Origin of the sequence: Rhodococcus rhodochrous, from assembly GCF_014854695.1 — a bacterium.
In the GTDB taxonomy this organism is placed as follows: domain Bacteria; phylum Actinomycetota; class Actinomycetes; order Mycobacteriales; family Mycobacteriaceae; genus Rhodococcus.
Genome location: NZ_CP027557.1, coordinates 2,190,995 through 2,205,449 on the forward strand (window position 1 = coordinate 2,190,995; position 14,455 = coordinate 2,205,449).

Consider the following 14,455-nt stretch of genomic DNA (forward strand, 5'->3'; position numbering starts at 1 on the left):
AGCGGGGCGCGGCAGCTAATCTGGAAGTCATGGCTACCCGCGCTCCGCTCGTCCCCGGCACTCCGACTCCCGTCCGGGAGGTGCCCGCGTCGATCGAACGGCCGGAGTACGTGTGGAAGCCCACGGCGAAGGAAGGCAACGAGCCGTGGGTGCAGACACCGGAGACGATCGAGAAGATGCGACTCGCGTCGAAGATCGCCGCGCAGGCCCTCGTGGAGGCCGGTAAGGCCGTCGCGCCCGGCGTGACCACCGACGAGATCGACCGCATCGCGCACGAGTACATGTGCGACCACGGCGCCTACCCGTCGACCCTCGGCTACCGCGGCTTCACCAAGTCGTGCTGCACCTCGCTCAACGAGGTCATCTGCCACGGCATCCCCGACTCGACCGTCGTCGAGGACGGTGACATCGTCAACATCGACGTCACCGCCTACATCGACGGCGTCCACGGCGACACCAACGCGACCTTCCTGGCCGGCGACGTCTCCGAGGACGTCCGTCTGCTCGTCGATCGCACCCGCGAGGCGACGATGCGCGGCATCAAGGCGGTCAAGCCGGGCCGGGCCCTCAACGTCATCGGCCGGGTCATCGAGTCCTACGCCAACCGCTTCGGCTACGGCGTCGTCCGCGACTTCACCGGCCACGGCATCGGCGAGACCTTCCACAACGGCCTGGTGATCCTGCACTACGACCGGCCCGACATCGACACGATCATCGAGCCCGGCATGGTGTTCACCATCGAACCGATGATCAACCTCGGTACGCCCGACTACGAGATCTGGGACGACGGCTGGACGGTCGTCACCAAGGACCGCAAGTGGACCGCGCAGTTCGAGCACACCATCGTCGTCACCGATACCGGCGCCGAGATCCTCACCCTGCCGTGACCTCCGCTCGCTGAGCGAGCACGGAGTTCGGCCCCGACCCGGAAAAGGTCGGGGCCGAACCTGTTCCGGAAGGCGGCCGGCCTAGGGTGCCGCGTTGCGGACGACCTGCCAGGTCGCACCCACGCACACCGCGGCGACCAGCAGGGGAAGGACCACCAGGGTCGTCGTCGGCGACGTGTCGACGATCCACGACCACAGCGACGACCACGACCGGGTCCACGTGACGAGGATCGCGGCGAGACCGCCGATCACGACGACGGACGCGGCAGCCGTGAGCAGACCCGTTGCACGCCAACGGTGCTGGATCGCGCCGGTGAGCATCGACAGCGCGACGATCAGGAGCATCGTGGCGAAGAAGCCCAGGAACTGCACCACGGAACTGTCGGTGACGAAACGCAGGATCCCGAACATCCGCATGTCCACACCCCAGCCCCCGGTCGCGGCCTCGAGCACCGAGAGGAGTTGGAAGGCGATCGCGAACACCGCCGACTGGGCCACCGCGATCGCGACCATCGACTGCATGTAGTGCGATCGCGTGGAACCGAGACGCAGTGCGAACGAGAACATCTGGGTCATCGCCAGGAGGTAGAAGGCGACGACGAAGCCGTAGACCGACAGCATGCTGCCGGTGACGTTGTACTCCGCACCCGTGTCGACGAGGGAGAAGATCACCCACGGGATGAGGGCCGAGGTGATCAGCAGTCCGACGGGCCACGCGACGAACAGCGGCCACGAGACGAGTTGCAGGCGGGCGACGGACAGGACACGCGCCGACCCGGTGGTGACCGGGGCGGGCAACGGGATCGCGGTGGTCACAGCGATGCCTCCTCGTTCGTGGTGATGGTCTCGGGTGTCCGGTGGAGGTGGACCACGAGGTCCTGGAGCGAGATCGGTTGCACGTCCACACGTCCGGAGGCGTGGGGGAGTTCGTCCGCGTCGTTGCGGAGGAAGGCCGTGCGGGCGACACCGCCGAGGCTCTCCGTGTGCAGGACGGTGCTGTCGCCGACGATCCGCGCCACCTCGTCCGCCGGGCCGGTCGCCTGTGCGGCGCGGGTGCGCAGCGTGTCGGTGTCCTCGTCGACGACGAGATGTCCGCGGTCGAGCACGAGGATGTGTTCGAGCAGGTCGGCGGCCTCGTCGATCAGATGGGTCGACAACACGATCGTGCGCGGCCGCTCCGCGTAGTCGAGCAGCAGTTCGTCGTAGAACATCTGCCGGGCCACGGCGTCGAGACCGAGATACGGTTCGTCGAAGACCGTCACCGGTGCGCGCGACGCGAGACCCACCACGATGCCCAGTGCGGAACTCATGCCGCGGGAGAGTTTCTTGACCTTGCGTCCGCAGGGCAGCGCGAACCTGTCGGCCAACCGCTGTGCGTACTCCCGATCCCACAGCGGCAGAAGCAGTTCCGCCGAGGCGAGCACGTGCCCGACGCGCATGTCGTCGGGATAGCGCTGGGTGTCGGCGACGAAGCACAACTGCTGGAGCACCGCGGTGTTCTCGTACGGATCGGCGTCGAACACCTCGACGCTGCCGGTCGTGGGACGCATGTGGCCCGCGAGCAGCTGCATCAGGGTGGTCTTGCCGGCGCCGTTGCGGCCGAGCAGGCCGTAGATCGTGTTCCGGTGGAGTGTGAAGTCGGCGTCGGTGAGGGCGGCGACGTCCCCGAACCGCATGCCGAGGTGACGTGCGCGGACGACGGGCGGAGTGATGGTCATACGTGCTCCCGTGTGTCGAGCATGGACTTGAGCTCGTCGATGCCGATTCCGAGTTTCTCGGCCTCGAGGACGAGCGGGACGACGTACTGCTGGGCGAACCGATCCCGTCGGCGGGCGATCAGTTTGTCGCGGGCACCGGTGGTGACGAACATGCCGATTCCTCGTTTCTTGTAGAGGATCCCGTCGGCGACCAGGGCGTTGAGGCCTTTCGCGGCCGTGGCCGGGTTGATGCGGTGGAAGGCCGCGAGCTCGTTCGTCGAGGGAACCTGCGATTCCTCCGCGAGGCTGCCGTCGACGATCGAGTTCTCGATGAGCTCGGCGATCTGTTGGAAGAGGGGCTTGCCCTCGTCGTTCAGCACGACGCCCCGGGGCCCGGAGGCGGGTGCATCGGTTCATTACTCATGTAATGAACCATAGGACCTCGTCGTCGATACGGCAAGAGGCGGAGCACGGACTGCGGCCATGTAGCGTTTGCCCATGGAATCGAGGACGGTGACCACGCCCGGTGGGGACGTGCAGGTTCGGATCGGCGGCCCCGAAAGTCGTTACACGGTGCTGCTCTTCCCCGACGCGGGGGAGGACGGGGATGTGTACGACGTCGTGTGCGAGCGGCTGCACACGTCCGACCTGCGGACGATCGTGGTCGAGAAGATCGACGGACTCGCGCCCGCCGACGTGTTCGCCCTACTGGACGCCCTCGCTCTGCCCTGGGTTCATCTGGCGGGCAGCGGCGCGGGAGCCGAACTGGCATGGGCCGTCGCCGCAGGGCGCTTCGGACGCTTCGCGAGCCTGGTGGTCGCCGACCGCGGCCATCCCGCGGTCGCGGATCGTGACGGCACGGTGCGCGACGCATCGGCGCCGCCCGCGGAGGTGCCCACCACAATCGTCGTGGGCGATGCCTCGCGTCGCCCCGAAGCGGACGCATCGATGCGCTACGTGACGGGAGAGTTCCGGGTGGTCGAACTCGCCGGTGTCGCCAACGTGCCCGCCGAGGCGCCCACCGACTTCGCGTCCGCGATCGCGCTGCGCACCGGAAGCTGGTGAGACGCGTGTGGCCTGCGGCCCGGAGAGGGCAGCAGGCCACACGGCGCTGATGGAAGTGCTCAGAGACCCCGAAGTTCAGAGACCCAGGAGGGCGTTCTCGACGAGCTCGGGCAGCGCGGGGTGGATCCAGTACTGGCCGGTCGCCATCTCCCGCGCGGGCAGACCGAACGACATCGCCTGGATGAGCGGCTGGATGACCGTCGACGCCTGCACCCCGATGATGTGGGCGCCGAGCAGCAGACCCGTCGACCGGTCGGCGATCAGCTTGCAGAAGCCCTCGGTGTCCTCCATGGCCCAGCCGTAGGCGACGTTCCCGTAGTCCTGGATCTTGACGGAGATGTCGTATCCCGCCTCCCGGGCCTCGGCCTCGGTGAGACCGACCGACGCGATCTGCGGATCGGTGAACACCGCGGAGGGGACGTAGCGGTGGTCCGTCCGCTGCAGACCCGTGGTGTCGCCGCTCCACGCGTCGTGCAGCAGGTTGTGCTGGACGACCCGCGCCTCGTGGTTGGCCACGTGCTTGAGCTGGTAGGGCGACGACACGTCGCCGAGGGCGAACACACCCGCAGCGGACGTGCGCTGGAACTCGTCGACCACGATCCGGCCCTTCGCATCGAGTTCGATGCCGGCCGCCGCGGCGTCGAGCAGGTCCCCGTTGGGCTGCCGACCCGTCGCGACGAGCAGGGCGTCGCCGCTCACGACGGTGCCGTCGGCGAGTTCGACCTCCACGCCGTCGCCGACCGGACGGAACGCCCGGGCCGGATCGGCGAGGTGGACGTCCCACTTGGCCGCGGCGAGCGCCGTGAACCGCTCGGAGACGTCGGCGTCGAGGTGCCGCAGCAGACGGTCGGTCCGCGCGATCACCGACACCCGCGTGCCGAGCGCCGAGAAGACGTGGGCGAACTCCATCGCGATGAAGCCCGTCCCGAGGATCACGAGGGACTCGGGCAGTTTCGGCAGCCGCATGACGTCGTCGCTCGTGTGATATCTCACACCGGAATCGAGTACCTCCTGGGGGATCGCGGGCCGCGAACCGGCCGCGACGACCACCTGATCGGCAGTGATCACCTCACCGGTTCCGGTGTCGATGCGGCGCTCGCCGACGAACCGCGCGTGACCGTCGTAGACGGTGACGTTCGCGCAGTCCTCGCGGCGGTAGCGCTCCCCGCCCGCAGCGATGGGATCGATGCGACCGAAGACCCGGTCGACGATGTCGTTCCACCGCACCCCGTCGATCGACGCGTCGACGCCGTACTTCGCCGCGGTGCGGACCGTGTGGGCGACCTCCGCGGCGTAGACGTACATCTTCGTGGGGATGCAGCCCACGTTGAGGCAGGTGCCCCCGAAGGTGCCTTCTTCGAGGAGAGCGACGCGCTTCCCGTCGTACCGCTCGTCGAGGATCGAATTCCCCGATCCTGTGCCGATGATCGCGAGGTCGTAGTGGGTCACGCGTGCTCTCCCATGGGTCGGTGCAGTACGGAAACGGTGGCGGAGTCGTCGGCCTCGGTTCGGGAACCGGAGGTGTCCGCCTCGTCCGCTCCGTCCAACCATTCCAGCCACAGGTCCAATTCCCGGAAGGCCTCCGCCAGGGGACCGGGTGTGGACAGGAACACGTCGTGGCGGGCACCGTCGATCGGCACGATCGTCGTGCGGTTGCCGAGGCATCCCGCCCATCGGGCTATCTGGCGGACGTCGAGGACCGCGTCGACGGTGTCGACGCTCGCGTCGTACCGCGGAGCGGAGCGGGAGGCACCGGACCGCAGGATCAGCGACGGCACCCCGATGTCGAGCCCGCGGTGCAGGACGGCCTGGCCGCGCCGCACGGCACGCAACCAGCCGAACCGGATGGGGAAGCCGGTCAACGGCTTCCAATCGAGGTCGTAGCGCCAGCCGTCGCTCTGCAGGCTGCGGCCGTAGGCCTCGGTCTTCGGCAGCGGGATGAGCGCGCGGGGCCGGAGGCGGCCGACGACGTCGATGGCCGCCGTGCCGACATTGCGCAGGTAGGACGGTCCCTGCAGGTCGAACCACGGGCTGTTCAGGACGAGACCCACGATGCCCGCCGCGGCAACCCCACCGGACCGGCGACGGAGCCGGTCGAGCCACAACGGCAGGACGAGCCCGCCCGTCGAGTGGGCCGCGAGCAGCACACCGCCACCGACCTCCTCGCGCACCACGCGCAGCGCCTCGTCGAGCTCGGCGTCGTAGTGGGAGAGATCGGTGACGAAGTGAGGAGTGTGCCCGGGTGCCCGCGAGCGGCCGCACTTGCGCAGGTCCAGTGCGAAGAAGCGGTAGCCGCGCGCCGCGAAGTGCTCGGCGAGGTGCTGCTGGAAGAAGTAGTCGGTGAAGCCGTGGACGTAGAGCACCGCGCGATCGGGGAGATCGGTGGACGGCGGCTGGTAGCGCACCAGGGTCGCCGAGATCTCGCCTTCGCCGTCGGGGTCGGTGCCCAGCGGCAGTTCGAGCTGCTCGTAGCCGTCTCCGAGGACGTCAGGACGCCAAGTAGTCACTATCACACCCTAGGTGTGTTCGCCGACCACCGCTCATGGGTACACAATGAGGTGAAATGAAACGCCGGACCACGCGCGGGTAACCTGTCTGTCGCATTCGCGCGCCGCGTTGACGGGACACCCACGCGAGACGGTACCTCCGTACTTCGGCGGCGCGTGCGAACCAGACAAGGAAGTCGATTTCCCAGTGTCAGAGAACGTAGTAGCGAAGACCGACGTAGTGCTCGTGGGCGCGGGCATCATGAGCGCAACCCTCGGTGCGTTGTTGCGTCAGGTGCAGCCCGACTGGTCGATCACCGCGTTCGAGCGCCTCGACGCCGCGGCCGCCGAGAGCAGCGACCCCTGGAACAACGCCGGTACGGGCCACTCCGCGCTGTGTGAGCTCAACTACACCCCCGGGAAGCCGGACGGTTCGGTCGACATCGCGAAGGCCGTCAACGTCAATGAGCAGTTCCAGGTCTCGCGCCAGTTCTGGGCGTACGCCGTCGACAACGGCATCCTGTCCGACCCGAAGAACTTCATCAACCCGGTCCCGCACGTCAGCTTCGTGCACGGCGCCGAGAACGTGAAGTACCTGCGTGCCCGCTACGACGCCCTCGCCGGACATCCCCTCTTCGAGGGCATGGAGTACACCGAGAGCCCCGAGGTCTTCACCGAGCGCCTGCCGCTCATGGGTAAGGGCCGAGACTTCTCCGACCCGGTCGCCCTGAACTGGACGCAGACCGGCACCGACGTCGACTTCGGCGCCCTCACCAAGCAGCTCATCAACCACGTCGCGGCCTCCGGCGGCACCGTCTTCTTCGGCCACGAGGTCACCGACGTGTCCAAGCAGTCCGACGGCAGCTGGATCGTGAAGGTCCGCAACCGCCGCACCGGCGAGTCGCGCAAGGTCCAGGCCAAGTTCGTCTTCGTCGGCGCCGGCGGTGGCGCGCTGCACCTGCTGCAGAAGTCGGGCATCAAGGAGATCAAGGGCTTCGGTGGCTTCCCCGTCTCCGGTGCCTTCCTGCGCTGCACCAACCCCGAGGTCATCGCGCAGCACAGCGCCAAGGTCTACGGCAAGGCCGCGGTCGGTGCCCCTCCGATGTCGGTGCCGCATCTCGACACCCGCGTCATCGGCGGCAAGCAGGGTCTGCTCTTCGGTCCCTACGCCGGCTGGTCGCCCAAGTTCCTCAAGCAGGGCGGCATCATGGACCTGCCCAAGTCCGTCAAGCCCGGCAACCTGATGTCGATGCTCGGCGTCGGCGTCACCGAGCTCGGCCTGGTCAAGTACCTCGTCGGTGAACTCATGCAGTCGCCCGCCGACCGTATCGGCACCCTCGCCGAGTTCGTGCCCGAGGCGCGCCTCGAGGACTGGGAGCTCATCGTCGCCGGTCAGCGCGTGCAGGTCATCCGCCGCAAGGGCGCGGGCGGTGTCCTCGAGTTCGGTACCGCCGTGGTCAACGCGGGCGACGGTTCGATCGCCGGTCTGCTCGGTGCGTCGCCGGGTGCCTCGACGGCCGTTCCGGCCATGCTCGACGTCCTCGAGCGCTGCTTCCCGCAGCAGTGGGCGGGCTGGCAGTCCAAGCTCCGCGAGATGGTCCCGTCGCTCGGCCTGAAGCTGTCCGACAACCCCGACCTGTTCCGCCAGGTCTGGGACCACAGCACGAAGTCGCTGCAGCTCGACGTCGTCTCCGACACCGTGGCCGAGGCGCCCGCAGAGGCCGCCGCGGTCTGATCCGATCACTGCACCTGTGGCCCGGCGCGATGCCCGGGCCACAGGTGTCCTGAAGGTGGGTCCGATCGGATTCGCCTCGACACGAGAGATGGGGAGATGCCCGTGTCCGCTGCCGCTGAGGACGAGACCAGTTACCTGGTCGGACTCGATCTCCGTGGACGCCGCGTCGTGATCGTCGGAGGAGGCAGCGTCGCGCAGCGGCGTCTCGGTCTGCTCGTCGCGTCCGGTGCCGACGTCCACGTCGTCGCCCGGGCCGCGACCCCCGTGGTCGAGAGCATGGCGACGAAGGGCCGCATCTCCCTCGACCTGCGCGAATACCGCGAGGGCGACCTCGACGGCGCGTGGTACGCCATGGCCTGCACCGACGAACCCGAGACCAACGCCGCGGTCGTCGCCGAAGCCGAACGCAACAGGATCTTCTGCGTCCGCGCCGACAACGCCCGTCACGGCAGCGCCGTCACCCCCGCCACAGCCCGCTACGAGGGCCTGACCGTCGGCGTCCTCGCCGGCGGCGACCACCGCCGGTCCGCTGCTGTGCGCACTTCGATCCGCGACGCTCTCGCCGGAGCGGCCGTCACCGAGTTCGCCGGGACCGCACCGAAGCCGGTCGGCGTCGCCCTCGTGGGCGGCGGACCGGGCGATCCCGATCTGATCACCGTGCGCGGCCGTCGCCTGCTCGCTCGCGCCGACGTGGTCGTCGCCGACCATCTCGCCCCGCAAGAGCTGCTCGCGGAACTCGACTCGCACGTCGAGGTGATCGACGCGGCGAAGCTCCCGTACGGACGGGCCATGGCCCAGCAGGTCATCAACGAGACCCTCATCGACCGCGCGAAGGCCGGCAAGTTCGTGGTCCGGCTCAAGGGCGGCGACCCGTACGTCTTCGGACGCGGTTACGAGGAACTCGAGGCCTGCACCGCGGCAGGCATCCCGGTGACCGTCGTCCCCGGCATCACCAGCGCGATCTCCGTGCCGTCCGCAGCCGGGATCCCCGTCACTCACCGCGGGGTCACCCACGAGTTCGTCGTGGTCAGCGGCCACGTCGCACCCGGACATCCCGACTCGCTCACCGACTGGGACGCGCTCGCCAAGCTGCGCGGCACCCTGGTCCTGCTCATGGCCGTCGAACGCATCGAGCAGTTCGCCGACGCCCTGATGGCCGGCGGGCGCCCCACAGACACCCCCGTGGTCGTCGTGCAGGAGGGCACGCTGAGCAGTCAGCGTGTGGTGCGTGCCGACCTGTCGACCGTCGCTCAGCGTGTCCGGGACGAGGCCGTGCGCCCGCCCGCGATCGTCGTGATCGGGCCGGTGGCCGGATTCGGACTCGATCCGCGGACCGGCTCCGACTCGGACGGTGGGTAACGTTGGATCACGTGTCAGCCACCTCGCATCCGTCGGCCACCCGCGCGGTCGCTCTGGCCATGCTGGTCCTCAGCGGCCTCCAGTTGATGGTCGTGCTCGACGGAACGGTCGCAAACCTCGCGCTCGCGCCGCTGCAGAGCGATCTGGGACTGTCGGACGCGGGTCGCAACTGGGTCCTCACCTCGTACGCTCTCGCTTTCGGCGGGTTGATGCTCCTCGGCGGTCGTCTCGGCGACAGCTACGGGCGCAAGCGCATGTTCATGGGCGGGGTCGGCCTGTTCACCCTGGCGTCCCTGCTGTGCGGTCTGGCGACCGGCGAGGCGATGCTCATCGGCGCCCGCGCCCTGCAGGGCGTCGGCGCCGCGGTCGCGTCCCCGACCGCCCTCGCGCTCGTCGCGACGACCTTCGCCGCAGGTCCGGCACGCAACCGTGCCATCGCGGTCTTCGCGGCCATGACCGGTGTCGGGTCCATCGCCGGACTGATCCTCGGTGGTGCGCTCACCCAGGTGTCGTGGCGCTGGATCTTCCTCATCAACGTCCCCATCGGCGTCCTCATCGTCGTGCTCGCCGCGATCGCGCTGCGTGAGACCGCCTCCGAACGCCTCGCGCTCGACGTGCCCGGAGCGATCCTCGCGACGCTCGGATGCACCGGCCTGGTCTTCGGTCTCACCGAGGGTCCCGAAGTCGGTTGGTCGAGCCCCTCGGTGATCGGCGCGATCGTCGCCGGCTTCGTGCTGCTCGGAGTGTTCCTGCTCGTCGAGCGGCGGGCCGAGAACCCGCTGCTGCCGTTCGTGCTGTTCCGCAACAAGGACCGCGTCGCGACCTTCGTGGCGATCTTCTTCGCGGGCGCCGTGATGTTCAGCCTCGCGGCCTTCGTCGCCCTGTTCGTGCAGGACATCCTCGGTTACAGCCCGCTCGCCGCGGGTCTGGCCTTCGTGCCGTTCGCCTTCGGCCTCGGCGGTGCCGCCGCGGTGTCCTCGAAGCTGGTCGCGCGGATCGAACCGCGCTGGCTCGTGGTCACCGGCTCGGCGATCATGACCGTCAGCCTGCTCTACGGCTCGACCATGGACGGCAGCGTCCGCTACTTCCCGACCCTGTTCGTGCTGGTGCTCGTCGTCGGCTTCGGGGTCGGCCTGGCCGTGGTCCCGCTGCCGCTGTGCGCGATCTCCGGGGTGGGACCGCACGAGATCGGACCGCTCTCGGCGATCGCGCAGGTCGCGCAGACCCTCGGAGGTCCGGTCGGTCTCGGCGTGATCGGTGCGATGGCCACCTCGCGGACGATGTCGCTCGGTGGTGTCTCCGGAGCCGTCGCCGACATGACCGACGCCCAGCTCGTCGCCCAGGGCGAGGGATACATGTTCGCGCTCGTCGGCTGTGCTGTCTGCGCGGTGATCGCCGGTGTCGCGGCGCTGTTCATCCGCTTCACTCCCGAAGAGGTCGCGCAGGCGCAGGAAGCCGAGAAGGCCGCGCAGACCTCCTGACCGCTCGACCGCCGTGGCGGATGAGTTTGCTCACGCCTGCCACGCACGACCCCCGGGTACCCGACCCTCATGCAGGTCGGTGTTCTCGAACGGGGCAGATTCGTCGCATCGTGGATCGTCCGCGCGGTGCGCGAGGCCGGACACGAGCGGTACGTCGCCCTCCAGGCGTTCCGGTCCACGCTCGCCGCGGTCGTCGCGTGGCTCGTCGTGACCGAGGTCTTCCACTTCCAGCAGGCCTTCCTCGCGCCCTACGTCGCGGTCTTCCTCGTCGAGGCGACACTCGTGCGCTCGCTCCAGCAGGCGGTGGTGCAGGTCGGGGCGGTGGTTGCGGGTCTGCTGGTCGCGGTCGTGGTGACACGGCTCGTGGAGTCGACGACCGCTGCGATCGGTATCGCCGTGGCGGTCGGCTACTTCGCGGGTCGCTGGCGACGGTTCGGGGCCAGTGGCATCTGGGTGGCGATCACCGCGCTGCTGGTGATCGCGACGGGCGCCTCGGACAGCCCGATCCTGCTCGGTGAACGACTCGCGGAGACGATGATCGGCGCCGCGATCGGCGTCGCTGTGACGGCGCTGGTCTTCCCGCCGGTGTACTCGGCGGGCAAGGAGGCCCGCGAACTCACCGGTGAGCTGCGCGACCTGCTGCGGGACATGGCGTCCGGATGCCGTGAGGGATCGTCGGGGGTGCGGGACTGGGTGCAGCGCGCGCGGGGCATCGACAGCCTCGTGCAGCGCGCCTTCGAGGAATCGCGGTGGGCGCACGAGAGTGCCCGGATGAACCCACGGCCCGCCGCTGCACGGGCCGGGGAATGGGCACGTCGCTGGGACCGGACCCTCGACGACCTCTCGTCGGTGTCCAGCGCCGTCGAGGAACTCGCGCACGCTCTGGACCCCGTACTCGGCGACGACATCGCCGAAGCCGACCGCGACCGCCTGCGGACGGGGATCGCGGCGATGCTCGACGCCCTCGCCGAGATGGTCGATGCCGTGGGGGCAGGCCGGGAGGTCGACCCCGACGGGGCGTGCCGCAGCAATCTCACCGAGCTCGAACGGTTCGCCACCGAATCGGACGACCTGGTCCTGACCGCGCGACTCGGCGCCGTCCTGCACACGGCCCGCCGGATCGTCGCGGCGATGGGACTCGAGGTCAGGTGAGCACGACCAGCTCGGTCGGCGACTCCACCTCGACCCTCAGTCCCGCCTTCGACGCGACGCGGGCGAGCGCTCCGATATCGCTCGGTTCCGCGCGGGTGAGGACCAGCGCGCGGGCCAGCAGGCCCTTGTGGTGCTTGTTGAAGTGGCTGACAACCTTGCGGGTGCCGTCGGGCTGCTCGGTGAGCACGGTGGCGGTCACCGCACCCGGCACGGGACCGGGCTGCTGGTAGACCCCGGAGCGGAGATCGACCACGAGGTCGCCGCCGGCCTCGGCCACCAGCGCGTCGGTGAGTTCGTTCCGCCACACGGACTTCAACGTGCCGAAGCCGGGCAGTTTCGACCCTCCCGAGAGGCGGTAGGCGGGGATCGGATCCGCAGCCCGGACCGCGCCGAACAGCGCCGACCCGATGCCCAGGCGCCGATAGGCCTTGTCGCGCTGCGCCTTCGTGAACGCTCCCGCGTCGAGCGCGTCGTACAGCACCCCGGTGTACCGCTCGAGCGCCGGGCGGGTGGGGGAGACCCACAACTTCGCGTTGCGTTCGATCTCGTCGGCGCCCTTCGTGCCCAGTCCGAGTGCGCGGCTCGACTCCTCGGGGTCGGCAGCGAGGTCGACGAGGGCCTGCACGAGCATCTCCCGCGTCTCCGTCAACTGCGGCATCGACAGGTCGGCGAGATCGAGCGGCCCGCCGTCGCCGCCGTCGGACTTGGTTTCGGATGGAGGGAGAAGCACCAGCACAACCGGTAACCGTACCGACGTCACTCGAGGCGGCCACGGTAGGCTGCAAGGTCGTGATCACCCGCATGTCGCACCTGTTCCTCCGCACCCTCCGAGACGACCCGGCCGACGCCGAGGTCGCGAGCCACAAGTTGCTGGTCCGAGCCGGATACGTGCGACGTATCGCGCCGGGTGTGTACTCGTGGTTGCCTCTGGGTCTGCGGGTGCTGCGGCAGATCGAGCGGGTCGTGCGCGAGGAGATGAACTCCATCGGTGCGCAGGAGATCGCTCTGCCCGCGCTGCTGCCGCGCGAGCCCTACGAGGCCACCAACCGGTGGACGGAATACGGCGACAGCCTGTTCCGGTTGAAGGACCGCAAGGGCGGCGACTACCTCCTCGGCCCCACACACGAGGAGCTCTTCGCGCTCACCGTCAAGGGTGAGTACAACTCGTACAAGGACTTCCCGGTCACGCTCTACCAGATCCAGACGAAGTACCGCGACGAGGAGCGCCCCCGCGCCGGCATCCTCCGCGGTCGTGAGTTCGTCATGAAGGACTCCTACAGCTTCGACCTCACCGACGAGGGTCTGGCCCAGTCGTACAAGGCGCACCGCGACGCCTACGAGCGCATCTTCGCGCGCCTCGGCGTGAAGTACGTGATCGTCTCGGCCACCTCCGGCGCGATGGGCGGCAGCGCCTCCGAGGAGTTCCTGGCCGACTCGCCCGCAGGTGAGGACACCTACGTGCGGTGCCTCGAGTCCGGCTACGCGGCGAACGTCGAAGCGGTGAAGACCCTCGCGCCGGAACCGCTGCCGATCGACGGACAGCCCGAAGCGGTCGTGCACGACACCCCCGACACCCCGACGATCGCCTCGCTCGTCGCTTCGGCGTCTGAGGTCCTCGGGCGTGAGGTCACCGCGGCCGAGACGCTCAAGAACGTCATGGTCAAGGTCCGGCAGCCCGGTGGCGAGTGGGAACTGCTCGGCATCGGCATCCCCGGCGACCGCGAGGTCGACGACAAGCGCCTCGAGGCCTCGCTCGAGCCCGCCGAGGTGGAGCTGCTCACCGACGCCGACTTCGAGGCCAATTCCTTCCTCGTCAAGGGCTACATCGGGCCGAAGGCGCTGCTCGCCAACGGTGTCCGCTACCTCGTCGACCCCCGCGTGGTCGACGGCACCAGCTGGATCACCGGCGCCGACGAGCAGGGCAAGCACGTCTTCGGGCTGGTCGCCGGTCGCGACTTCACCCCGGACGGCACGATCGAGGCCGCCGAGGTGCGCGACGGCGATCCGTCGCCCGACGGAGCCGGCCCGCTCGTCTCCGCCCGCGGCATCGAGATCGGCCACGTCTTCCAGCTCGGCCGCAAGTACACCGACGCCTTCGCGGTGGACGTCCTCGGCGAGAACGGCAAGCCCGTCCGCCCCACGATGGGCTCCTACGGTGTCGGCGTGTCGCGTCTCGTCGCGGTGGTCGCCGAACAGCAGCACGACGAGAAGGGCCTGCGCTGGCCGTCGGAGATCGCGCCGTTCGACGTGCACCTGGTGATCGCCAACAAGGACGAGCAGGCCCGGGAGGGCGCCGAGAACCTCGCCGAGGAACTCTCGAACGCCGGCCTCGAGGTGCTCCTCGACGACCGCAAGGCGTCGCCCGGCGTGAAGTTCAAGGACTCCGAGCTGCTCGGCATGCCGCTCGTCGTCGTGGTCGGCCGCGGTTTCGCCGACGGCAAGGTCGAGGTCCGCGACCGTTTCTCCGGCGAGGCCGACGAACTGCCGATCGGTGAGGTCGTCCAGCGCATCGTCTCGCGCTGACCCCCTTGTCTGCCGGTGCCCTCGCACTCTCTGTGCGGGGGGGCACCGTTGTATCTGTGCGAAGGTGACA

The 14,455-nt window shown here is 69.1% G+C and carries 13 protein-coding genes; 7 read left to right on the top strand and 6 right to left on the bottom strand.

What is annotated here, in order from left to right; translation table 11 throughout:
• The first annotated feature begins 29 nt into the window (after nt 1-29).
• Entirely contained in the window at nt 30-887 is an 858-nt protein-coding gene (map, locus tag C6Y44_RS10300; RefSeq protein ID WP_120282274.1) for a type I methionyl aminopeptidase, read from the top strand.
• 81 nt (nt 888-968) lie between these two features.
• Here map and C6Y44_RS10305 read toward each other — a convergent pair whose 3' ends face one another.
• The 3 genes from C6Y44_RS10305 to C6Y44_RS10315 are packed head-to-tail and all read right to left on the bottom strand — an operon-like array spanning nt 969 to nt 2,961.
• Nucleotides 969-1,703 carry a hypothetical protein gene (locus tag C6Y44_RS10305; protein WP_120282275.1) on the bottom strand — a complete coding sequence of 245 codons (735 nt, stop codon included), beginning with the start codon at nt 1,701-1,703 and terminating at the stop codon, nt 969-971.
• On the bottom strand, nt 1,700-2,605 hold the full coding sequence (locus tag C6Y44_RS10310) for an ABC transporter ATP-binding protein (protein ID WP_159418577.1): 906 nt from the start codon (nt 2,603-2,605) through the stop codon (nt 1,700-1,702). Before C6Y44_RS10310 ends, C6Y44_RS10305 begins: the two co-directional genes overlap by 4 nt.
• Nucleotides 2,602-2,961 carry a GntR family transcriptional regulator gene (locus tag C6Y44_RS10315; protein WP_026060947.1) on the bottom strand — a complete coding sequence of 120 codons (360 nt, stop codon included), beginning with the start codon at nt 2,959-2,961 and terminating at the stop codon, nt 2,602-2,604. The genes C6Y44_RS10310 and C6Y44_RS10315 overlap by 4 nt, the downstream gene beginning before the upstream one ends.
• A gap of 121 nt (nt 2,962-3,082) precedes the next feature.
• Between C6Y44_RS10315 and C6Y44_RS10320 the strand changes: the two genes are divergently transcribed.
• Nucleotides 3,083-3,649, top strand: coding sequence for an alpha/beta fold hydrolase (locus C6Y44_RS10320; protein ID WP_174247052.1), 567 nt, complete (start codon nt 3,083-3,085; stop codon nt 3,647-3,649).
• A gap of 75 nt (nt 3,650-3,724) precedes the next feature.
• Here the strand turns inward: C6Y44_RS10320 and mtr are convergent, their stop codons facing one another.
• Nucleotides 3,725-5,098, bottom strand: a complete 1,374-nt coding sequence (gene mtr, locus C6Y44_RS10325; protein WP_159418576.1) for a mycothione reductase — start codon at nt 5,096-5,098, stop codon at nt 3,725-3,727.
• The gene (locus C6Y44_RS10330) at nt 5,095-6,156 is read right to left on the bottom strand and encodes an alpha/beta hydrolase (protein ID WP_120282278.1); all 1,062 of its coding nucleotides are present in this window, start codon (nt 6,154-6,156) and stop codon (nt 5,095-5,097) included. The genes mtr and C6Y44_RS10330 overlap by 4 nt, the downstream gene beginning before the upstream one ends.
• 187 nt (nt 6,157-6,343) lie before the next feature.
• Here C6Y44_RS10330 and mqo point away from each other — a divergent pair, with 187 nt between their 5' ends.
• The 4 genes from mqo (at nt 6,344) to C6Y44_RS10350 (ending at nt 11,862) form a co-directional block, all read left to right on the top strand.
• Nucleotides 6,344-7,870, top strand: coding sequence for a malate dehydrogenase (quinone) (gene mqo / locus C6Y44_RS10335; RefSeq protein WP_081314386.1), 1,527 nt, complete (start codon nt 6,344-6,346; stop codon nt 7,868-7,870).
• 96 nt (nt 7,871-7,966) lie between these two features.
• The gene (gene cobA, locus C6Y44_RS10340) at nt 7,967-9,229 is read left to right on the top strand and encodes a uroporphyrinogen-III C-methyltransferase (RefSeq protein ID WP_159418575.1); all 1,263 of its coding nucleotides are present in this window, start codon (nt 7,967-7,969) and stop codon (nt 9,227-9,229) included.
• A gap of 59 nt (nt 9,230-9,288) precedes the next feature.
• Nucleotides 9,289-10,710, top strand: a complete 1,422-nt coding sequence (locus tag C6Y44_RS10345; RefSeq protein WP_225623821.1) for an MFS transporter — start codon at nt 9,289-9,291, stop codon at nt 10,708-10,710.
• A gap of 69 nt (nt 10,711-10,779) precedes the next feature.
• The gene (locus C6Y44_RS10350) at nt 10,780-11,862 is read left to right on the top strand and encodes an FUSC family protein (RefSeq protein WP_159418573.1); all 1,083 of its coding nucleotides are present in this window, start codon (nt 10,780-10,782) and stop codon (nt 11,860-11,862) included.
• Here C6Y44_RS10350 and yaaA read toward each other — a convergent pair.
• Nucleotides 11,855-12,598 (bottom strand): peroxide stress protein YaaA, encoded by a 744-nt coding sequence (gene yaaA / locus C6Y44_RS10355; protein WP_159418572.1) that lies wholly within the window; start codon nt 12,596-12,598, stop codon nt 11,855-11,857. The genes C6Y44_RS10350 and yaaA overlap by 8 nt on opposite strands.
• A 53-nt stretch (nt 12,599-12,651) precedes the next feature.
• On the opposite strand from yaaA, the gene C6Y44_RS10360 reads away from it, so the two are divergent.
• Nucleotides 12,652-14,385: a proline--tRNA ligase gene (locus C6Y44_RS10360; RefSeq protein ID WP_120282282.1), complete on the top strand. Its 1,734-nt coding sequence runs from the start codon at nt 12,652-12,654 to the stop codon at nt 14,383-14,385.
• Nucleotides 14,386-14,455 lie beyond the last annotated feature (70 nt).

Excerpts from the sequence above, each read along its gene's own strand:
- C6Y44_RS10345 (WP_225623821.1), top strand. The coding sequence starts at position 9,289 with ATGCTGGTCCTCAGCGGCCTCCAGTTGATGGTCGTGCTCGACGGAACG.
- C6Y44_RS10350 (WP_159418573.1), top strand. The coding sequence starts at position 10,780 with ATGCAGGTCGGTGTTCTCGAACGGGGCAGATTCGTCGCATCGTGGATC.
- C6Y44_RS10310 (WP_159418577.1), bottom strand. The coding sequence starts at position 2,605 with ATGACCATCACTCCGCCCGTCGTCCGCGCACGTCACCTCGGCATGCGG.
- map (WP_120282274.1), top strand. The coding sequence starts at position 30 with ATGGCTACCCGCGCTCCGCTCGTCCCCGGCACTCCGACTCCCGTCCGG.
- C6Y44_RS10320 (WP_174247052.1), top strand. The coding sequence starts at position 3,083 with ATGGAATCGAGGACGGTGACCACGCCCGGTGGGGACGTGCAGGTTCGG.
- cobA (WP_159418575.1), top strand. The coding sequence starts at position 7,967 with ATGCCCGTGTCCGCTGCCGCTGAGGACGAGACCAGTTACCTGGTCGGA.